This window comes from Undibacterium sp. Rencai35W, assembly GCF_049340185.1.
Lineage (GTDB): Bacteria > Pseudomonadota > Gammaproteobacteria > Burkholderiales > Burkholderiaceae_D > Undibacterium.
Genome location: NZ_JBMPPC010000002.1, coordinates 550,736 through 572,097 on the forward strand (window position 1 = coordinate 550,736; position 21,362 = coordinate 572,097).

19 protein-coding genes are annotated in these 21,362 nt (G+C 49.7%); 1 reads left to right on the top strand and 18 read right to left on the bottom strand.

All coding sequences use genetic code 11. The annotated features are described in order from the left end of the window. Window positions 1–109: 109 nt before the first annotated feature. From ACO0K3_RS06435 to ACO0K3_RS06475, 9 genes are all read right to left on the bottom strand, one after another. Window positions 110–589 (bottom strand): hypothetical protein, encoded by a 480-nt coding sequence (locus ACO0K3_RS06435; RefSeq protein ID WP_422982967.1) that lies wholly within the window; start codon window positions 587–589, stop codon window positions 110–112. Window positions 590–909: 320 nt separating this feature from the next. Further along, entirely contained in the window at window positions 910–2,073 is a 1,164-nt protein-coding gene (locus tag ACO0K3_RS06440; protein WP_422982969.1) for an ABC transporter permease subunit, read from the bottom strand. Between the two features lie 200 nt (window positions 2,074–2,273). Further along, window positions 2,274–2,894 carry a helix-turn-helix domain-containing protein gene (locus ACO0K3_RS06445; protein ID WP_422982971.1) on the bottom strand — a complete coding sequence of 207 codons (621 nt, stop codon included), beginning with the start codon at window positions 2,892–2,894 and terminating at the stop codon, window positions 2,274–2,276. Between the two features lie 279 nt (window positions 2,895–3,173). Continuing rightward, window positions 3,174–3,944, bottom strand: coding sequence for an enoyl-CoA hydratase (locus ACO0K3_RS06450; RefSeq protein ID WP_422982973.1), 771 nt, complete (start codon window positions 3,942–3,944; stop codon window positions 3,174–3,176). Window positions 3,945–4,336: 392 nt separating this feature from the next. Beyond that, on the bottom strand, window positions 4,337–5,533 hold the full coding sequence (locus ACO0K3_RS06455; protein WP_422955740.1) for an acetyl-CoA C-acyltransferase: 1,197 nt from the start codon (window positions 5,531–5,533) through the stop codon (window positions 4,337–4,339). Window positions 5,534–5,547: 14 nt separating this feature from the next. Then, window positions 5,548–7,950, bottom strand: coding sequence for a 3-hydroxyacyl-CoA dehydrogenase NAD-binding domain-containing protein (locus tag ACO0K3_RS06460; protein WP_422982975.1), 2,403 nt, complete (start codon window positions 7,948–7,950; stop codon window positions 5,548–5,550). Window positions 7,951–8,132: 182 nt separating this feature from the next. Beyond that, the gene (locus ACO0K3_RS06465; protein WP_422982977.1) at window positions 8,133–9,923 is read right to left on the bottom strand and encodes an acyl-CoA dehydrogenase C-terminal domain-containing protein; all 1,791 of its coding nucleotides are present in this window, start codon (window positions 9,921–9,923) and stop codon (window positions 8,133–8,135) included. 114 nt (window positions 9,924–10,037) lie between these two features. Continuing rightward, window positions 10,038–10,640, bottom strand: coding sequence for a TetR/AcrR family transcriptional regulator (locus ACO0K3_RS06470; RefSeq protein ID WP_422983184.1), 603 nt, complete (start codon window positions 10,638–10,640; stop codon window positions 10,038–10,040). A gap of 218 nt (window positions 10,641–10,858) precedes the next feature. Continuing rightward, window positions 10,859–11,236 (bottom strand): RNA-binding S4 domain-containing protein, encoded by a 378-nt coding sequence (locus ACO0K3_RS06475; protein ID WP_422982979.1) that lies wholly within the window; start codon window positions 11,234–11,236, stop codon window positions 10,859–10,861. 222 nt (window positions 11,237–11,458) lie between these two features. Here ACO0K3_RS06475 and ACO0K3_RS06480 point away from each other — a divergent pair, with 222 nt between their 5' ends. Continuing rightward, on the top strand, window positions 11,459–12,112 hold the full coding sequence (locus tag ACO0K3_RS06480; RefSeq protein ID WP_422982981.1) for a TetR/AcrR family transcriptional regulator: 654 nt from the start codon (window positions 11,459–11,461) through the stop codon (window positions 12,110–12,112). Between the two features lie 110 nt (window positions 12,113–12,222). Here ACO0K3_RS06480 and ACO0K3_RS06485 read toward each other — a convergent pair whose 3' ends face one another. The 9 genes from ACO0K3_RS06485 to ACO0K3_RS06525 form a co-directional block, all read right to left on the bottom strand. Beyond that, on the bottom strand, window positions 12,223–13,053 hold the full coding sequence (locus ACO0K3_RS06485) for a DUF429 domain-containing protein (RefSeq protein WP_422982983.1): 831 nt from the start codon (window positions 13,051–13,053) through the stop codon (window positions 12,223–12,225). A 7-nt stretch (window positions 13,054–13,060) separates the two neighbouring features. Further along, the gene (gene clsB, locus ACO0K3_RS06490; protein WP_422982985.1) at window positions 13,061–14,227 is read right to left on the bottom strand and encodes a cardiolipin synthase ClsB; all 1,167 of its coding nucleotides are present in this window, start codon (window positions 14,225–14,227) and stop codon (window positions 13,061–13,063) included. Continuing rightward, window positions 14,220–15,023 carry an endonuclease/exonuclease/phosphatase family protein gene (locus tag ACO0K3_RS06495; RefSeq protein WP_422982987.1) on the bottom strand — a complete coding sequence of 268 codons (804 nt, stop codon included), beginning with the start codon at window positions 15,021–15,023 and terminating at the stop codon, window positions 14,220–14,222. The genes clsB and ACO0K3_RS06495 overlap by 8 nt, the downstream gene beginning before the upstream one ends. 44 nt (window positions 15,024–15,067) lie before the next feature. Further along, the gene (gene nudB / locus ACO0K3_RS06500) at window positions 15,068–15,526 is read right to left on the bottom strand and encodes a dihydroneopterin triphosphate diphosphatase (RefSeq protein WP_422982989.1); all 459 of its coding nucleotides are present in this window, start codon (window positions 15,524–15,526) and stop codon (window positions 15,068–15,070) included. Between the two features lie 103 nt (window positions 15,527–15,629). Further along, entirely contained in the window at window positions 15,630–16,445 is an 816-nt protein-coding gene (locus tag ACO0K3_RS06505) for a CsgG/HfaB family protein (RefSeq protein WP_422983186.1), read from the bottom strand. A gap of 243 nt (window positions 16,446–16,688) precedes the next feature. Next, a complete protein-coding gene (gene aspS, locus ACO0K3_RS06510) occupies window positions 16,689–18,494 on the bottom strand; it encodes an aspartate--tRNA ligase (protein WP_422982991.1) in 1,806 nt (601 codons plus the stop codon). 148 nt (window positions 18,495–18,642) lie between these two features. Beyond that, window positions 18,643–19,254 (bottom strand): DUF502 domain-containing protein, encoded by a 612-nt coding sequence (locus ACO0K3_RS06515; protein WP_422960577.1) that lies wholly within the window; start codon window positions 19,252–19,254, stop codon window positions 18,643–18,645. Between the two features lie 84 nt (window positions 19,255–19,338). Next, window positions 19,339–19,677 carry an FmdB family zinc ribbon protein gene (locus ACO0K3_RS06520; RefSeq protein ID WP_422982993.1) on the bottom strand — a complete coding sequence of 113 codons (339 nt, stop codon included), beginning with the start codon at window positions 19,675–19,677 and terminating at the stop codon, window positions 19,339–19,341. Window positions 19,678–19,758: 81 nt separating this feature from the next. Further along, window positions 19,759–21,183, bottom strand: a complete 1,425-nt coding sequence (locus ACO0K3_RS06525) for a sodium:solute symporter family protein (protein ID WP_422982995.1) — start codon at window positions 21,181–21,183, stop codon at window positions 19,759–19,761. Window positions 21,184–21,362: the final 179 nt, after the last annotated feature.

Sequence of the window (21,362 nt, forward strand, 5' to 3'; positions counted from 1 at the left end):
CTTATCTCTCGTCTGTTGTATCTTGCGTCAGATCTCGCTTATGCTAGATCTGACAAATTCTCAGACGCCCATAACGAACTTGGCATTGTTTTTAGCCCAGACACGATCGTCACTTCTCAGACGAAACCCTGGAGAAGATTGAAGTAATAACGACATCCGAGGAGCGACGAACTCCTGGCTTTGCTGGTGGCTGGAACTTCGCCGCCTCCGCAGCGGTCTGAACCGTGATCAGATTCAGGCGATCATTATCAACTCGCACCTGCTTCCGAGAAACGGCTCCAACCTGAATTGCAAGACCGGACTCCAGTGTGGTCGCTTCCAGCTCTCCAGATTCCAGCCACTTATAAGTGCCTGCAGACTTATTGTTCGGCATAGTTAACTGCCAGGTGTTGGAATTGGTAAACTCAAGCAATCCACTCCCATCAAAATGCTGTGGTGCAAGCGTTGTTCCATCCACAATTCTCACCAGAGTCATATGACGCCACCGCCCGACCAACAAAGATTGAGGCGACGTCTGGTCTTGCGAAATAGCAGGCTGCGCCACGGCTAGCAAGGCAAGACAAATGAGAAAGTTGCGTTTCGACTTCATATTGACTCCTAAATTAACTGGCCTAGTACAGAGGTTATAGAACAGCCTCCATTACATCAAGAAAACGCTGAGAAGTCTGGCTTTCTTTTTATAAAAAACGTCATGAATGCTTCTTTGGTTTCTGGTGCTGTCAGCATTGTGCAGAAGTATTTATTTTCATCACCAAACTTCGCACAATTTCATCATGCCAATTGTCTCTCGTTCAATTTTTGCTTATATAAATACACGCGACTTTTTTTGCTTTCTGAGCATTTCAACACGTATTGACGCGCTACTCTTTCGCAAGTTATCGCGACTAAAAGATTACTGCCATCCTAATACTAAGCATCCTCGTGCTTTGGAGACGGCCACAAGCCCGCCGGTCGATTCAGCATAATTAATACCAAGGCCGATCCGAGCAATAATTGACGTAACACTTCTGCGGGCATCAAAATCTGTCCGAATAAAACATGTTGTAGGGGATTAACAATGTGACGCAAGATCTCAGGTAGCACTGTAAGAATCAAGGCTCCTAATATTACGCCAGGAATGTGTCCCATCCCGCCCAAAATCACCATGGACAGTACTGAAATCGACTCGGTTAGCGAGAATGACTCTGGCGATATATAGCCCTGAAATGCGGCAAACATTGCCCCTGCGACACCACCAAAGGAAGCACCCATCGTGAATGCCAGCAGTTTGATTTTGCTGGTATTTATTCCCATCGCCCTGGCAGCGATTTCATCTTCTCGGATCGCAACAAAAGCGCGACCTAGACGTGAATTTTGCAAGCGCACGGTTACAAAAATGATCCCGATGCACAGTGTTAGAAACAGAAAATAGTAGGCATTTACTGACGGCATCGAAAAATTTCCCAAGTACACAGTGGCGTTAGAACCAGCCTGGCCGTGTAGCGATACGCCAAAAATCCGGATTGGATCGATCATGTTGATCCCTTTCGGGCCATCCGTGATGTTGACCGGGTTGTTGAAATTAATGATCAAGATACGGATAATTTCACCAAAACCGAGTGTCACGACTGTCAGATAATCGCCACGCAACTTGAGCGTGGGAGCACCGAGCAAAATGCCAAAAAAACCCGCCAATGCGGCACTGAGCGGAACGATAAACCAGACAGACAAATGAATACCGTTTTGGGCGACTTCTGATCCGAAAATGACTATCAAGAAATTCCCGATAGCTGGGTAATGACTTACCAACGACTCCAGCACCACCGCAAATTGTGGTGATGCCAGCAAACCGCTCATATATGCGCCTAGCGCATAAAAAGCGATATACCCCATGTCAAGCAGACCAGCAAATCCAACGACAATATTCAGCCCTAGCGCGAGCATAATATATAGGAGGGCAAAGTCCATTACCCGCACCCAGGAATTACCAAAGTTGGAGGCGACAAACGGAAAGATCACCATAACGATCCCGATCAAGGCCAGACGCGTATAAATTTTTTGGGGATTACTGCTCGTATCAAAATAATTAGTCATGGCTAACCGGGTTCAAGTCCAAAGAGCGGCATTCCATTTAGCGCAAAGCAATATTTGGTTTACTATCGTTTGCTTAATTAAGTCATTTTTTCTCTTACTGTTGAAAGCCTTTTCTGCTCGTAAGTAGTTTACTTATTACTGCCATCAAACTAAGCGCCCATCAGCTTGAATGCATTGACCGAACCAACGTGGGTATTCGATTATTCCGGGTGACAGCTAAGACTTGCATAGCGGGCAGCAACAGGGCCGGGACACCTAAAATGAGCCGCGCCACGCATATGAAATCGCAGGCAATCGCCCTGCGTTAAACGATATTCCGTGCCATCTATTTTCAATTCAAGTACGCCATCCAGCATCCACAAATGTTGCTCTGTGCCATACACGATAGGAGCATCGTAGGTAACAACACCACCCGCTGGTAGCACGATCTCGACCATCTCTATTTTAAAATCGCGCGACGGAGGAGAAACAATTCGTCGATGAAAGCCGGATTCTGGGTCAACCCAAATTGGCTGTGAACTGTACGGAATAAAGCTTGCAAGTTGCGGTTCAACGCCTGCGAGTAGTCGTGACATGCTGATCCCGTAGACCGCACATAACTTACCAAGTAAGCTTGCCGTCGGGCTGGTTTCTCCACGCTCAAGGCGCGATAAAGTAGCGCGACTAATGCCACTCGCAACGGCAAGTCCGTCGAGTGAATGGTTGTGCTCAGTTCGCAAACTAGCGAGCCGGAGCGCAAGTCGCAACTCCATCGAGCTAAGCAATTCCGAGGCAGTGGACTCTGGAATATTGGTAAAAGTGTTGACAGTTTTATTTCTCATATTTGAGAATATAATTCAAATATGAGAAAAATACCACCATTTTTAATGTATAAACTGACAATCCCAATTTTGTTTATAAAACCTACATTGAGACAAATCTGCTCAGACTTAGAATTAATTCAGATGCAAGCACGCCAAGACTCTATGAAATCCCGGAGATATACGCATCAAAAATAATCAATACTCCAGATCAGTTGAATTTTGTCGCATAAAAAAGTCCGCAATCATGCGGACTTTCAAGCAAACACTGCCATCTCTTACGAAACAGCCATCATTAGATCAAGAAAACTGTGAGAAGTCAGGTTTACGCTTTTGAAAAAATGCCATGAATGCTTCTTTGGCTTCTGGCGCTGTCAGCATTGTGCGGAAGTATTTATTTTCCTCGCCCATCTTCGCAATAATGGCCTCGTGCTGATTGCCTTTCATTAAGCGTTTGGTTGCGCGGATGGACGCTGCCGGCAAGGCGACTAATTTAGCGGCTTGTTTCTGTGCGTATGGCAGCAATTCGTCTAAAGGCAATACCTTGTTGACGAAGCCGATCTCGTAGGCTTCTTGAGCGCTGAATGCTTCGCCTAGCATTAATTTTTCTGCTGCACGCTGGTAGCCAACGATTTGCTGGAAAATCAGGCTGGACGCGAATTCAGGGCATAAACCTAATTGCGTGAATGGCATTGACAGTTTGGCGTTATCGGCCAGATATACCATGTCGCAATGCATGAGCAGAGTCGTGCCGATACCGACTGCGGCACCAGAGACTGCGGCGATTACTGGCTTACTGGTGTGACTCAATGCGTGCATGAATTGATAAACGGACGGCACGCCTTGTTGCTCTGCGGTGGCGTTTTTCATGAAATCTTCGAGGTCGTTACCGGCAGTAAAAATCTCGGGCCTGCCGCTAATCAGGATTGCGCGTACGGCAGTATTGTCCTCTGCCGCGGTAATTGCGTCCGCCATCGCCTGATACATCACGGTGGTGATGGCATTTTTCTTTTCCGGACGATTAAAAGTAATCGTCAAAACGCCATTCTCTATTTGGGTCAAAATATCCATGTGATCTCCTGAGTTTTGATTAAATTTATGCTGTACAGATTATGCTGGAATTTGCTGAATCAAGCTGACTATCCATTTTTTGCTCGATTGATCAATAAAAAACCGCACAGAAAATTTCATATGCGGTTTTTTTGTTTGCATCGGGATTTGGAAATACTGAGACAGAGTAGCGAGCGACTCAAGGTTCAGTTGAGAAGCGCAGCTGTACGAAAGTACGGTGAGCATCGCCGACTGAAGATTGCGTCGCGCAGTAGCTGAATCAGAGTAGCGGAAGCTTTGAGTAAGTGTAGCGACCGGCTCAAGGTTTAATCGAGAAGCGCAGGCGTACTTTAGTACGTTGAGCATCGCAGGTAAAAATTGAGTTGCGCAGTAGCTTAATCAAAGTCTTCCATTTACATACGTTCGAAAATGCCTGCTGCCCCCATGCCGGTACCAACGCACATCGTCACCATGCCGTACTTCAGATTATTGCGATGCAAAGCATGGATCGTGGTCGCAGAACGGATAGCGCCAGTCGCGCCCAGCGGATGGCCGAGAGCAATCGCGCCGCCCATAGGATTGACTTTAGCTGGATCGAGACCGAGGTCTTGTACCACGGCCAGAGACTGTGCTGCAAAGGCTTCGTTCAGCTCAAACCAGTCGATCTGATCTTGGGTAATGCCAGCAGCACGGCAGGCTGCCGGAATCGCTTCTTTAGGGCCGATACCCATGATTTCTGGTGGCACGCCGCGTACAGCGAAGGACGCGAAACGTGCCAGCGGAGTCAGGTTGAATTGCTTCAAGATTTTTTCACTGACCAGAATCAGTGCGCCAGCGCCGTCCGACGTTTGCGAGCTGTTACCTGCAGTCACACTACCTTTGTTTGCGAACACTGGGCGCAGTTTTGCTAAGCCTTCCAAGGAAGTATCTGGGCGTGCACCTTCGTCACGGCTGACGGTACGGGTTTTTAATTCGATTTCGCCAGTCAACAGATTTGGCACGCGGTCAATGATGTCAACCGAGGTAGTTTCTGCGTCAAAGTAACCCGCGTTTTGCGCAGCGATGGCACGTTGATGAGATTGCAGGGCAAACGCATCTTGCGCTTCACGCGAGACTTTCCATTGTTGCGCGACCTTCTCTGCCGTCAGACCCATGCCGTAAGCCATACCGACGTTTTCATCTTTCAGAATCGCCATGTTCATGGATGGGTTGTTACCCATCATTGGTACCATGGACATCGATTCAACACCGCCTGCGATCATGACATCGGCCTGACCGACGCGGATACGATCTGCCGCCATTGCAACTGCCGTGATACCGGATGCGCAATAACGATTGATGGTGACGCCACCAATCGTATTTGGCAAACCTGCCAGTAACACGCCCATACGAGCGAGGTTCAGACCTTGCGGACCTTCTGGGAAAGAGCAACCGATGATGGCGTCTTCTGCGAGTTTTGGATCGAGGTTAGGTACTTGAGCAAATGCAGATTGCAATACGCGCACCAGCAGATCGTCAGGACGTGTATTACGGAACATGCCGCGACCAGATTTGCCGATCGGGGTACGAGTTGCTGAGACGATGTAAGCGTCTTGAAGTTGTTTAGTCATGTTGTGTACTCCGATTAGTTTCTAACTGGCTTGCCAGTTTGCATCATGCCCATGATCCGCTCTTGCGTTTTTGGATGGTTCAATAATTCCATAAACGCTTTGCGCTCCAGGTCGAGCAACCATTGTTCGCTGACCAGACTACCGTTGTCGATGTCGCCACCGCTGACTACTTCGGCAATCATCTTGCCGAGTTTGTAATCATGTGCAGAGATGAAACCGCCATCACGCATATTGATCAGTTGTGCTGCGATCGATGCGATACCGTGACGACCAGTGACTGGCACCAGCTTACGCATTGGTGCGCGATAGCCAGCATCAAACATAGCGCGTGCTTCAACTTTCGCTACATGCAACAACTCGTAGGCATTGAATACGATCACGTCGTCTTGCGACAGGTAACCCATTTTTTGCGCTTCTAATGCAGACTTAGATACGGCGGCTGTCGCTGCATTGGTGAAGTAATTCTTCAAGAATTGCAGCAAGTCAGTGCCTTTGGCATCTGCTGCGGCACGGACTGCGGCTTCTTTCAAACCGCCGCCGCCTGGCACCAGACCTACACCGACTTCGACCAGACCAATATACGATTCGATAGAAGCCACGCGTTTCGCTGCGTGCATCATCAGCTCGCAACCACCGCCGAGCGCCAGACCGGCAACCGCAGCGACGACAGGGACATTCGCGTATTTCAAGCCTTGATGCGCTTGTTGCAGGCGCGAGATCGCTGGCTCGATAGCCTTGACACCACCTGACATAAACAATGGCAACATTGCTTGCAAATCAGCACCAGCGGAGAACGCACCGCCCTCGGCAGCATCCGCATTCCAGATCACCAGGCCTTTGTAATTCTTCTCGGCTTCGGCAATCGCTTTTTCCATACCTTCAATGACGCCAGGGCCAATCACGTGCATCTTGGTTTTCATGGACAAGATCAGTACGTCATCAGGTTTCTGATCAGTACCCTGGTGCCAGATACGCACGGAGTCATCTTCGAAGAAAGTCGTGCCTGCGGTTGCACCAGTCGGTGCACCAGCGCCCAATACAGGAGCGCGGAAAGCCTGACGATCATATACCGCTAATGTAGAGCGTGGTACATAAGTGCCGCTCGCCGCTGACCAGGAGCCCTCTGCTGTATGTACACCTGTACGTCCGTCAAATACCCAGGCTGGTAAGGGTGCGTTACACAATGCTTTACCCGCATCGATATCCTCTTTCACCCAACCAGCAACTTCTTGCCAGCCGGATGCTTGCCATGTCTCGAACGGACCGACGTTCCAGCCGAAGCCCCAACGCATTGCGAAATCGATGTCGCGTGCATTATCGGCAATCGTTGCGCCGTGCACAGCGATGTAGTGGAAAGCATCGCGGAAAATCGCCCACAGGAACTGCGCCTGTACATTGGTCGATTCACGCAAGGTCTTCATTTTCTTGACCGGATCTTTTTCTTTCAGCATACGGGCAACAACGTCATCCGCCTTTGCACCACCAGTCACATACTGCGCTGTGGCGAAATCCAGGCGCTGAATATCTTTGCCAACTTTTTTATAGAAACCTGCGCCAGTCTTGGAACCCAGTGCACCAGCGGCAACCAGCTTGGCCAATACTTCTGGTGTTTTGTAGACAGCAAAGAATGGATCGTCGGACAAATTATCTTGCATCGTTTTGATGACATGGCCCATCGTGTCCAAACCTACGACGTCGGCAGTACGAAAAGTACCGGACGAAGCGCGACCAAGTTTTTTACCGGTCAGATCATCGACCACGTCAACGGACAGACCGAATTTCTCTGCTTCATAAATCGTGGCGAGCATACCGAAAATACCAACGCGGTTGGCGATGAAGTTCGGTGTATCTTTAGCGCGTACAACGCCTTTGCCCAATGACGTAGTCAGGAAACCTTCGAGCTGGTCGATGATTTCTGGACGAGTTGCTACCGTCGGTATCAATTCAACCAGGTGCATATAGCGCGGTGGATTGAAGAAATGCACGCCGCAGAAACGGGCTTTTAATTCAGCCTCAAAACCTTCGGACAAGGCCGTGATCGACAGACCAGATGTGTTTGACGCGAAGATCGCATTTGGCGCGATATACGGTGACACTTTCTTGTACAGATCATGCTTCCAATCCATACGTTCAGCAATTGCTTCAATGATCAGGTCGCAACCTTTGAGCAATTCCAGATTGTCTTCGTAGTTGGCGACTTCGATCAAAGCAGCGTCATCTTTGTTGCCGAACGGCGCAGGATTCAATTTTTTCAGGTTCTCGATGGCGCGCAAAACGATACCGTTTTTCGGGCCTTCTTTAGCTGGCAGATCAAACAATACGACAGGTACTTTTGCGTTGATGCAGTGCGCAGCAATTTGCGCGCCCATCACACCGGCACCAAGAACGGCGACTTTTTTAACGATGAAATTGGTCATTTTTAACCTCATGTGGAATTCGTAGAACAGCGAAAAGCAATTTCTTTGTGCCCTCTCTCAATGACGGGAGAGGCTTAGATCTCGCAGGGTGCGCCGTGCACACCGTTTGAAATGGAAGAGAGGCGTGAAGGTGCACATGTTGCGCTCTGCAAAAGTGCACCTCACACCTGCTCAGTATTTCATCAGAACAAATCCGCTTCGAGCGATAACAGATTTGCAGAACCAGAACGTGCTTGACGAATCAGCATCGCTGTTTCTGGGTACAGACGGGCGAAGTAGAAACGTACAGTCGCCAGTTTTGCTTTATAGAAGGTATCGCTTGAATCTTGTTTTTCCAGAGCGATTTTTGCCATTTGTGCGAAGAAATAGCTGTACACCATATGACCGACAACACGCAGGTACGGCACAGCAGCAGCGCCAACCTCATCTGGATTCTGGAATGCCTTCATGCCAATTTCCATGGTCAGCTTAGTGACCTTATCGCCCAACTCCGCTAACGGAGTAACGAACTCGCTCATTGCTTCATTGGTGCCGTTCGCCTCAACAAATGCTTGTACTTTCGCGCCGAACTTACGCAGCTTCGCACCGTTGTCACCGAGGATTTTACGGCCTAACAAGTCCAGAGACTGGACGGTGTTAGTACCTTCGTAAATCATATTGATACGTGAATCACGTACATATTGCTCCATGCCCCACTCAGCGATAAAACCGTGACCGCCGTAGACTTGCATACATTCGGATGTGGCGGTCCATGCGTTATCAGTGATAAAGGCTTTGATGATCGGTGTCAGCAAAGCGACTTCGTCAGCGCATTCTTTACGCACTTCTTCATCAGGATGATTCAGCTCTTTATCCAGTTGCAAGGCTACATAGGAACAGAATGCGCGGGCGCCTTCTGCGTAGGCTTTTGCAGTGAACAACATACGACGCACATCGGCATGCACGATGATAGGATCGGCTGGCTTATCCGGTGCTTTCACACCAGACAGGCTGCGCATCTGGATACGGTCTTTTGCATAGACCAAGGCATTTTGGTAAGCGATTTCGGTCAGACCTAAACCTTGCATACCCACGCCCAGACGTGCCGCGTTCATGAACACGAACATCGCGTTCAGACCTTTGTTCGGTCCGCCGATCAACCAGCCTTTTGCGCCGTCCATATTCATCTGGCAGGTTGAATTGCCGTGGATGCCCATTTTTTCTTCAATCGCGCCGCAAAAAATTGGATTACGAGCACCAACGCTACCATCCGCATTGGGCAAAAATTTAGGCACGATAAACAGAGAAATACCTTTGGAACCTTCTGGCGCGCCAGGCAAACGTGCCAGCACCAGATGCACGATGTTATCAACCATATCGTGTTCACCAGCGGAGATAAAAATCTTCGCGCCGGAGATCATGTAAGAGCCATCAGCTTGTGGTTCTGCTTTAGAGCGCAGCATGCCAAGATCGGTGCCGCAATGTGGTTCGGTCAGACACATTGTGCCAGTCCATTCGCCGCTGATCAATTTTGGCAAGTACAGATCTTTTTGTTCTTGGGTGCCGTGTTCGTGGATGCATTCGTAGGCGCCATGTGACAAACCAGGGTACATAGTCCATGCCTGGTTGGCAGAATTCATCATTTCGTAGAATGAGTTATTCAATACCAGTGGCAAGCCTTGACCACCGAATTCAGGATCGCAAGAGAGTGCTGGCCAGCCAGCTTCTACGTATTGTTTGTAGGCTTCTTTAAAGCCTTTTGGTGTCGTCACGGCGTGCGTTGTTTTGTCGTGATGACAGCCTTCACGATCGCCGGAATGGTTCAGCGGGAACAGCACTTGCGACGTAAATTTGCCGCCTTCTTCCAGCACTTGATTGATGATATCAGCATCAATTTCTTCGTATTTTGGCAAATGCTTTAATTCGCCTTCTACGGCTAACAGTTCATGCAGAACGAACTGCATATCACGCAAGGGAGCGACGTATTGACCCATGATTTTCTCCTGAAGGCTAAAAATAAAACAAAATTAAGACGGGGGTGTGACAAATTCTCTGGTGTTCTTTTACGCCTGCGTCCGACCTGCTTTCAATGCCTTTTTCAACAATGGCTAAGCGATGACCGACTCTGGCGCATAACATTCGATCAGTCGTTCAAATCCTGCTTCTGCGCGTTCTACACTGCCAGGTTTGCGCAAAAAACGCGCATCGTGGTGTAACGCCAGAATCAGTCCATACATTTCATACACGATCTGCTCAGGGTCGACATCATGGTGCAAATGCCCAAGCTGAATTGCCTGAGTCGCAGCACGGCGCAACGCGCCCTGCCATGCATGCACCATACCGACCAGCTCATCTCGGATCGGGCCCTGACGGTCATCGTATTCCGCTGCGCCACTGATATAGATGCAACCAGAAGCAATTTCAACGGTGACACGTTTGACCCAAAGGGCAAACATCGACTGCAAACGGGGCAAGCCACGCTCTTCTTTCATACTTGGATAAAACACTTCTTGCTCGAAATGGTGGTGATACAGCTTCAACACCTCAATCTGCAAATCTTCACGCGAACCAAAATGGGCGAACACGCCGGACTTGCTCATGTTCATTTTGTCAGCCAGCAAGCCGATAGTTAAACCCTCGATACCATCACGGCTGGCTGCATCCAGTGCAACATCCAGAATGGCGGCGCGGGTTAGCTCGCCTTTACGCATGAATTTCGATGTCATATTCATAATACATTTAATCGTGTTGAAATGATTCATGTTTGCACAGATTTGATGCAAACATGTGAATTAATCGAACGCTCGTACTATTAAGCACAGCGCACTAAAAGTCAAACCAGAAAGCGCCTTTAGAGGAGAGTATCTATTTAGAGGCTCACTTACTTGAACCGCTTTGAGGCACGCACTGCTGCCTCGCTCTACCTTCTTTAGCTTCTACTAAAATCAAGCAACCGTCGGTCGCGCTTGGTCGGGCGACCGCTAAGCGCTGCACTCGGTTCCTTAAAATATTTTTTATCTTGCGCCGACTTAGCCCGATGTTCTGCGCTGGCAGCAGTTTCTTGATACATGGTTTGAGCAACGCTGGCGGCGCCGCGTACATCCGATATTCGCAGAACCTCAATTACCCAGATCTGATCGGCATGATGGATCTCCAGCACATCGCCGGACTTGATACTGTGCGCGGGTTTGACCCGTTGTTCATTCTGAAGCACGCGTCCCAATTCAACCGCGTTAGTGGCGAGCGTGCGTGTTTTAAAAAATCTGGCGGCCCAGAGCCACTTGTCGATACGGATGGAGTCAGTCATTTGTCCCGGGTGGCGAATGGCAGCAGAACTGCGCGCCTGGTTTTAACACGTTCATTCTATTTTCTTGCAATGTATTTCAGCCCCATGACAAACACAAGATATTTATAAAACATGCAGCCTGGTTTGCACAGATCGGGTGCAAATGCTGCGGCGCGCATAGACAAATGCTTGTACGGTCGTACAATCAGCGCACCAAGCAATTGCTTTCTACCCTATCGTGCTATGAGCTCATTGGATGATTTAAACGGACGAAAGCGCGCGATCCTGATCGCCGCTGAGAAGTGTTTTGCAGAACAAAGCTACCAGGGTGTGTCGATACGTGATATCGCCCATGAGGCTGGTGTGCCCGTCGCCTTGGTAGGTTACTACTTCGGCGCCAAGAATGAGTTGTATCACGCGATCTACGAGCATCATAGCGGCTATATTGCGGAGCGCTTATCGGAGCTACGGCGCGCGCGCCTGCATACAGATCCGGCGATCGCTCTCAATGCAATTATCGCGGCATTTATCAGTCCGGTACTCAAGCTCAATGAACAGGATCACGGGGTGAATTTTTCACGGATTGTGATGCGGGGCGTGGTTGACCGGCATGAGGCAAGCGACAGGATCACCCGCGAATTTTACGATCCGATGGCACGCGAATTCATTGACGCACTGAGCGGAGCGCTACCGTCTGCGCCGAAAGCCACGGTGTTCTGGTGCTATCAATTTGCCTTGGGTGCCCTGCTGCATCACGTGGTAGATACACGAATGGAACGCCTGTCGGAAGGCCTGTGCCCGGCGCGCAATGCCGAGGTTGCAACGCCCCATTTGCTACGCTTCATTACCGCGGGAATTTTGGCTGCGGCGCAGACAGGGCAAACTGCTCAGATGTAGCAATCACCAATACTCCCCCTATTTTTACTAAAAATACTGCTAATCCGCTTATTCTGCGTAGGTAATAAAAATATACTAGATAGTAGTATAGCATTTACTCTTCTATCAAATCACGCTTGATCCGGGGCATTCACGTCTGCACCAACGATCCATCCTTCCAGCGCGTCGAAGACAGGCAAGCCAAAATTTTCATCGCGTCGCTGCCATCCCCACGCCGCCAGAACAGCACACAACAAGGCATCCAGCAAATCCCCGCTACCATCATCGAGCAGGGACTGGCGAAACTCAGCGCAGTCCACAGTGATACCCCAGGGGATAGCGCCGCGTTCAAGTGCGGCGATGATGGATCGCCTTGCTTCGAGGCGTTCCGGCGTTTGCTTGCGCCGGTCGTCGCTCTTATACGATGCCGAGGTGATGCTGCGCGCCAGCATTCCGGGATAGGCCTCCAGTGCAATTCTAGAATCGGGCTGGACAATGCCATGCATGCCGGGCAAAACCAGTCCGCTACGCAGCAAGCGTGGCGCACCTGCATGCAGCATGTAGGCCACTGGCGGATTCACCCACTTCATGGAAGGCGACGAACCTGCTGGCTTATCAGTAGCGCGATGGGCAAATTTATTGCCAACAGGTCTGGCGTCGCAAAATGCCTTAAACAACTCGCGCATTCCAGCGCGTGAGATGCTGTTTAGCTGCTGCATCAGCGCAGGCCAGTCCTGTGGCCAGCCGAGATGCACAATCAATTCACGCGGCAAGGAAAACGGCAGATCAAAACCCGCAATCCAGGGACCAGGCCGCATCAGCCAGGCATCAAACGCGGCGAAGTCATCTAGCACCGACAGTGATTGCAATACCAGCGTCTGATCACGCAACACCGCACCCGCAACCGTAATCCCCTTACGCTTGCTGGGCGCCGAGGTAAAGTCAACGCCATACAATCTCATGACGATCTCATGAGGTATAGCTACCGAAGGTCACGACCCGCATCAGGAAGCGGTAAATAAGATAGGCAATACCGTACCAGACGCGCTTGTACCAGGGATGATTCGCATAATCCTCGGCGACCACGGTGACACCGTCTGCAATACCCTGCTCCAGATGTACGATTAATTGCTCTGCAAATTCCTGATCGCGAATGACGATATTCGCCTCCTGATTCAGGAATAAACTGAGCCCATCAAAATTACTCGATCCCACCGTGGCCCAGTCATGATCAATCACGGCGACTTTCGCATGCAATTGGGTCTTACGATACTCGACAATTTTGACGCCATGTTTCAGTAGTTTGGGATAAAAAGAATGAGTGACCGCATCCTGCAACTTGAACTGACCGACTCCAATCAGCAAGGTGACATCCACACCGCGACTGGCAGCCGAAATCAGCGCGGTACGTAACTTACGACCTGGTGCGAAATACGGATTAGCAAGAATTGCCCGCTTTCTTGCCAGGCCAAGTGCCTGTAAATAAGCGCGCTGTATTGTGGCGCGATTTCGCAGATTATCCCGCACCACATAACTCGCCAGCATCGCCTGATGCGAACTGGAATGAATATCTTCACGCAGATGACGCATGAGCTGAAAGCGTGATTTTAAATTCAAGCGCCCAAGCCGCATCCATTGCGCACATACCTCCAGATGGATATGCGACACCAGCGGCCCCGCAATATGTACCGCAAAATCCCAGCGCGGAAATTGAAGTGCCTCCTCGGACCCATCATCGGCAATCAGATCATCAATAATATTTAAGCCACCGACCAAAGCGCAGCGCTGATCAATCACACAAATCTTTCGATGAGTCCGTACCAGACCACGCTTGAACCAGGGATTAAAGTTGCGACACTGTATGCCTTGTTGCAGCATGCTGGCCACTAGCAGCTCAGACTGTTTTCCACCACTCCCCAGCCAGTCAACAATCACCCGGACGATAACGCCACGGGCGATCGCACGCACCAGTGCCTGCTGCACCTGAAGCGCCGTCGCGTCATGGGCAAAGATGTAGGTCTCTAGATAAATTTCCTGACTGGCACGATCAATTTCACCGATCAGCGCAGAGAAATACTCATCGCCGCAAAATAGTAAGCGAATCTGATTTCCGGCGACAAACTGAAGCTTACGCATGATCCGAAATCACAGGGGCAAGAAACTCCAGTGTCGCAACGATAGGCACATGGTCCGATAATTTATTCCATGGCGCACCCGACAACACCTGCGCCTGCTGTACCGCAAAACCTCGTACATAAACGCGATCCAGACTCAACCAAGGTAACCCGGCAGGAAAGGTCCGGCCAGTTTTAATCGTATTTTTACGCAATGGAAGCAATGAGTGAAGCGCGCGGTGCTGTCCATCGTCAAACACTTCCCTGACGCCGAGATGTTCGTACAGGCTGGTACTCAAATGATTGCGCCAGTCATTAAAATCACCGGCGATAATCAAGGGGGCATCGGGTGGCAGGCTATTTTGTATCTCCGTAATCAATGCCTGTACCTGACGGCGGCGACTGGCCGCAAATAATCCCAGATGGATCACAAAGCAATGAATATCCGCAGCAGGCGCCTTGATGACAGAATGCAGGATGCCGCGCTGCTCATACGCATGGTCGGATACATCATGATTGGTCGATGCGGCAATCGCATAACGGCTGAGCAAAGCATTCCCATGATGGCCGTGATCATAAACTGCATTCATACCATAGCTGGAATGATGCGAATCCCCCGCCAAAAAATCATGCTGCGATTGTCCCGGCCAGTGCGGATGACGAATTGCGTGAAGGTCGTGCTGTCCTTGGACTTCCTGCAAAAAAATCAGATCCGCGTCCAATAAATCAATCGCTTCTTTGATCGCATGAATGCGGGCACGCCGTCCAAACGCGCTAACCCCTTTATGAATATTGTAGGTGGCAATGCGCAGTTTCATGGAGCTTCCGGTGATTGATGAATAATTGGTGGGTAATTGGTGAGTTATTGATGAACGGGTGTCAGCATGGCAGGCAATTGCAAAATTGCCTCAGCATTCGACGCCGAAAAACAGGCGTCAGCCGCGTCACGATAAGGCAACCATTTGTATTGCAAATGCTCACGTGGAGCGAGCTGTACAGGCACATGTCGCGACACACACAAACCAAATACGTGCTCCGTATTTTGCGTCACACCGGGTGCATAGCGATGACGCCAGACCGGATAAATTTCGTAGATATTGGAGAGCTGCCAGTCACTGAGGCTAAATGCATTCGCATCAATCCCGGTCTCTTCCATGACTTCACGGATGGCGGTCTCCCGCAATGTCTCATCCAGACTATCTTTAGACCCCGTGACGGACTGCCAGAACCCTGGCCGGTCAGCACGCTCCATCAACAGCACTTCGAGGTCTGTCGTATAAATCACCACTAACACGGAAACAGGAATTTTAAATTCACTCATTACTTTTTTGTCTGTATTTGTCGATCCCTAATGATACGCGCAAATGCAGACAGCCAATGTCCTGACCCGGAGTAAACGACGCCTTAGTGTTTTAGTGAGTGAATTAGTGCTTGCTACCAGACTTGACAGGAACCGGTGGCGGCAAATCTTTGGCTTGTAATTGCTGGACTTGCGTAACGAGCTTGTTATGCGCATCCAGAAACGCTGCGACAATCACCTTCGCCTCATTGGTGTTACTCCAGCCGGCGCCAAGACCGCCGCCTGCTCCGCCAAAGCTAAAACCACCCAGACCCAGATCCGTTGTTTTGGCAGAACCAGTTGATGCAGCAAGCTGCTCGGTTGTCTCATTATCGGTCAGTAATAATGCGACCTGAGCTTCTTTAAAACTGACCTTCTCAGCGAGTCCGGTGAAGTTACGTAAAAACGGAATCATTGCCATGATCGCTTCGACAGTACCACCTGCATGATTTTCAGAAAACGTCAGACTCGGTGTTAAAGAATATTGCGCTTCGTAGCCTTTGCCTTTTGACACAGTAGAATTTTTGCGGATGATGCCCTGATCTTGCAACTCCTGCTCTTTGATGACCGCCTTCAATCCGGCTGAGCGATCAACGACACGGAAGCAGCCACTCTGCTGCGCGAGCAAGCGAATCAGCGGCACGGGCGACGCTGGAAGATTATATTGGGTCTGTACGGTATAACCATTAGGGTTTTCGACCAGCGCCATAGTCGCTACCGGCGCATCGCACTTCACCAAACTTTTGCTCGCAGCAGTCGCACCGGCAGGGCCTGCGGCACCGGTGACAACAGTACTCCCCTCACCTAGCTCGGTTTTCTTTTCGCCACAAGCGCTAAGCAAGAAGCCCGATACGATCAGTGGAATCCACAGGTTTTTATTGCCAGTCGCGTTGTTGAACATCATAAAATTACTCTCTAAGGACATTAAAAATAATTGCCATAATTTACACGATTTTAAATTGTGCGACACAACAAAGATGTAACTGCCGTAACAATTCATATCCTGTTCGCACTCGACAATCAGGCGCATCAGATGCACATGAAAATTCAAATCAAAATTCAAATCAAAATTCAAGTCACAAATGAAAAGACGAAAAAAAACGCGGATTCGTTATCCGCGTTTTTTAGAGAGAACTGATTACATTCAAGCCTTGATGACTGGCTCTGCGGCACGCAGGCGAATATGCAATTCTTTCAATTGCTTCTCATCGACCGCGGACGGTGCCTGAGTCAACAAGCATTGTGCACGTTGTGTTTTCGGGAAAGCGATCACATCACGGATCGACTCTGCACCGGTCATCATCGTGACGATACGATCCAGACCAAATGCCAGACCACCATGCGGTGGCGCACCGTATTGCAGAGCGTCCAGCAAGAAACCAAATTTCAATTGCGCTTCTGCATCATCGATCTTCAATGCACGGAACACTTTGCTCTGGACATCAGCACGGTGGATACGGACAGAACCACCACCGAGCTCCCAACCGTTCAAGACCATGTCGTAAGCTTTTGCGATACATTTGCCCGGATCCGTTTCCATCAGATCTTCGTGACCATCTTTTGGTGCGGTGAACGGATGATGGGTTGCTGTCCAGCGATCGTTCTCTTCATCATGCTCAAACATCGGGAAGTCGATGACCCACAATGGTTTCCAGACGTCGTCAAACAAGCCGTTTGATTTACCGAATTCGCTGTGACCGATCTTGACGCGCAAGGCACCGATCGCGTCATTCACCACTTTCGCCTTATCTGCACCGAAGAAAATCAGATCGCCATCTTGTGCACCGGTTTTTTCTAAAATCGCTGCCAGCGCTGCGTCGTGGAGATTTTTCACGATAGGGGATTGCAGACCGTCACGACCTTGTGACTTGTCGTTGATCTTGATGTAAGCCAGACCTTTGGCGCCGTAGATTGCGACGAACTGCGTGTAAGCGTCAATCTCGGAGCGAGGCATGTTCGCACCACCCGGCACACGCAAACCAACTACGCGACCGTTGTGCATATTGGCCGCACCAGAGAACACTTTGAAATCCACATCCTTCATGACATCTGTCAGTTCAGTGAATTGCAGCTTGACGCGCATGTCTGGTTTGTCGGAACCATACAGGCCCATCGCTTCGGCAAAGTCCATCACCGGGAACGGATCTGGCAGATCGATGTCCAGCGTGTTTTTGAATACCAGGCGAATCATACCTTCGAACATGTCGCGAATTTCCTGTTCGTTCATGAACGAGGTTTCGCAATCGATTTGGGTAAATTCTGGCTGACGGTCAGCACGCAGATCTTCATCGCGGAAGCATTTAGTGATCTGGTAATAACGGTCAAAGTTAGCCACCATCAGCAGTTGTTTAAACAACTGCGGAGACTGTGGCAGCGCAAAGAAGTTACCAGCATTCACACGGGAAGGCACCAGATAGTCGCGTGCGCCTTCTGGCGTGGATTTGGTCAGCATCGGTGTTTCGATATCGATGAAGCCATGCGCATCCAGGAACTTACGCACTTCCATCGCGACTTTGTAACGCAGGCGCAGGTTGTTCTGCATTTGCGGGCGACGCAGATCGAGTACACGGTGCGTGAGGCGCGTGGTTTCTGACAAGTTGTCGTCGTCCAGCTGGAAAGGTGGCGTCACGGAGGGATTGAGTACCTCAACGTTGTGCGCCAGTACTTCAATCTTGCCTGATTTCAGATTCGCGTTGCTAGTGCCTTCAGGACGATTACGCACGATGCCGGTGATACGCAGGCAGAATTCATTACGTACCGATTCTGCTGCCTTGAATACATCAGCACGATCAGGATCGCAGACAACCTGTACCAGACCTTCACGGTCACGCAAGTCAATGAAAATCACGCCGCCGTGATCGCGCCGACGATGCACCCAGCCGCACAGGCTGACGGTTTGGCCGAGTAATTCCTCAGTAGTGAGGCCGCAGTAGTGGGTACGCATGGACATAATTTCTTACCTGTCTAAATTCAAAATAAAATTAATGGATAGAAGTACTGCTTGTTTATTCATTTGCACCTACCTCAGTATTCAAGTTAGCTCAAATTAGCTTAGATTGAGATTGAGTAAGAGATATTGCAACACCTGCTATTGAGTACTATTTTGTTTTTTCTGTGATGACTTGTTCCGGAGCGACGACACCCATAGAAACGATATATTTCAATGCAGCATCAACGCTCATGTCCAGCTCAATTGCATCCGCCTTTGGCACCATCAGGAAAAATCCTGAGGTCGGATTTGGCGTCGTCGGCACATAAATACTGACGTAGTCGCCGTCGAGATGCTGCACAACATCACCGCCAGGCACACCGGTCAAAAACCCTATCGTCCACGAACCCTGACGCGGATATTGCACCAGTACCGCCTTACGAAATGCATTACCAGATGAGGAAAATAAAGTGTCAGAAACTTGCTTTACGCTCGAATAAATCGAATTCACAATAGGAATACGATTCAACAAGGCTTCCCAGATTTTCACTACATAATTGCCGATAAAATTTTGCGTCAGCAAACCCGTGACGAAAATAATCAACAAGGTCAAAATTGTTCCCAGACCCGGAATTTTAAAGCCAAACAGGGCTTCAGGACGCCACTGCACAGGCAACAACAATAGCGACTGATCCATCGTGCTGATAATCGCATGCAAGACCCAGAGAGTGATTGCGAGCGGAACCAGAATCAGCAAGCCGGTAATAAAATATTTACGCATTGGTTTCTGCAGTCTGATAAATAAAATCGGTGGCAAGGTTATCAGCTGAAAAGTGCTTTGGCACAGATCAGCGCATAGTCATCTTTAAGGCGTCGTTGGCGAGCTTGGTGGCGTCGCCGTCGACGTGGTAGCGGCATCAGTTGCCGTGCTGCTGGCCGACGTCGATGCAGGCTCGCTAGCCCCTGCGCCAGCACTGCTTCCGCTCTCCGGGCTTGCTGCCGGTGCAGACGCTCCGCCCGAACCGCCTCTGAAATCGGTGACATACCAACCCGATCCCTTCAACTGAAAACCAGCCGCAGTCACCTGCTTTTTAAAACTTGATTTGCCACAAGATGGACAATCGCTCAGAGGAGCATCCGACATTTTTTGCAAAACGTCTTTGGCAAAACCACACTCTTCACAACGGTAGGCATAGATAGGCATCTTTGTTTATCCAGAAAAACGTGTAAAACCCTGAATTATAAAGCTTTTCCGTGACATGTTGCGTACAAAGCCAGGCATTGCTTAAATCGCTGCGGTTTTCCGTGCCATCTGCGGCAGCAAAGAACCAAAGACCATACCGGCCATACTCATCAGCACGCCGACTAGCTGCGGTGGCCATAAGCCTTCCGGACTCAATACCTCCAGAGCGATCCATGAAGCCAGACCGAATAATATCGATGCCAGAGCGCCCTGCGTTGTTGCACGCTTCCAGTACAGTCCGAAAGCCAAGGGCACAAACGCCGCCACCAGAGTGACTTTGTAGGCGTTTTCTACCATTTTATAAATACTCGACCCGGTATTCATGGCAAACAGGGTAACAATTGCGGTGAACACTAAGACCACGGCACGCATCATGAACAGGAATTGTTTATCAGTTTGCTTAGGGAGCAAGGCTTTCAAAATGTTTTCTGAAAACGTGACTGAGGGTGCGAGCAGGGTTGCACTGGCACAGCTCTTGATCGCCGATAACAAAGCGCCAAAAAACATGACCTGAGCCAGCATCGGCACTTTAGTCATAATCAGGGTTGGCAGGATGAGTTGCGAATCCTTGTCGATCAGACTCTCTACCATTTTGGGATCAATCAGGGTCGCCGAATAGGCCAGAAACATAGGAATAAAAGCGAAGAAAAAGTACAAGACACCCCCTAACACGGAGGCATTTCCTGCAATTTTTTCATTCTTTGACGAGGCGACGCGCTGAAATACATCTTGCTGAGGAATCGACCCTAGCATCATAGTAATCCAGGCGGCAAAGAACCAGAGCGCCTCCTTTGCGGTCGGCGCAGGCCAGAATTCCAGCTTGCCGGCATTCGATGCGTGGGCGATCACTGCACCGGCACCGCCAACCATGCCTGATACTTCCCATCCGATATACAGCATACCGATGACGATGATAATCATCTGCAAAAAGTCGGTAATCGCGACCGACCACATACCGCCCATCAAGGTATAAATTAAAACACTACCAGCACCGATCATCATGCCGACATCCATCGAGATAGCGCCACCGGACACGACATTAAAAACAAGTCCCAGCGCCTTGATCTGCGCCGCAACCCAGCCCAGGTAAGAGACCACGATACATAAGGTGACCAGCACCTCCACCGTACGGCCGAATTTGTTGCGATAGTAATCACCAATCGTCAGCAAATTCATGCGGTACAAAGGCCGCGCAAAAAATAATCCGACAAAAATCAGGCATAAAGAAGAACCGAAGGGATCGGCAACAACGCCTTTTAAACCCTCTTTGACAAAGGTTGATGAGATGCCAAGTACGGTCTCGGAGCCGAACCAGGTCGCAAATACCGTGGCGGTCACCACATACATAGGCAAAGAGCGGCCTGCAATCGCATAATCTTTAGAGTTGTTCACATACCGCGCGGCATACAAACCGATGCCGACCGAGATAACCCAATACAGGATGACGAACCAGAGAAGTGTATTCATGAATGTGCTAGTGCGATTGAGTCAATAAAAAACCCGCAATGATTTACTGCGGGCATTATAGCGGCAACTTAATCGAGGATAGCACCGGATAGTTGACTTTTAGAAGCTTCGTTCACGCTTAGCATTCACTCGCGTACGACGAATGCACACTCAACGCTAATTTATTGCGAATTAAATAT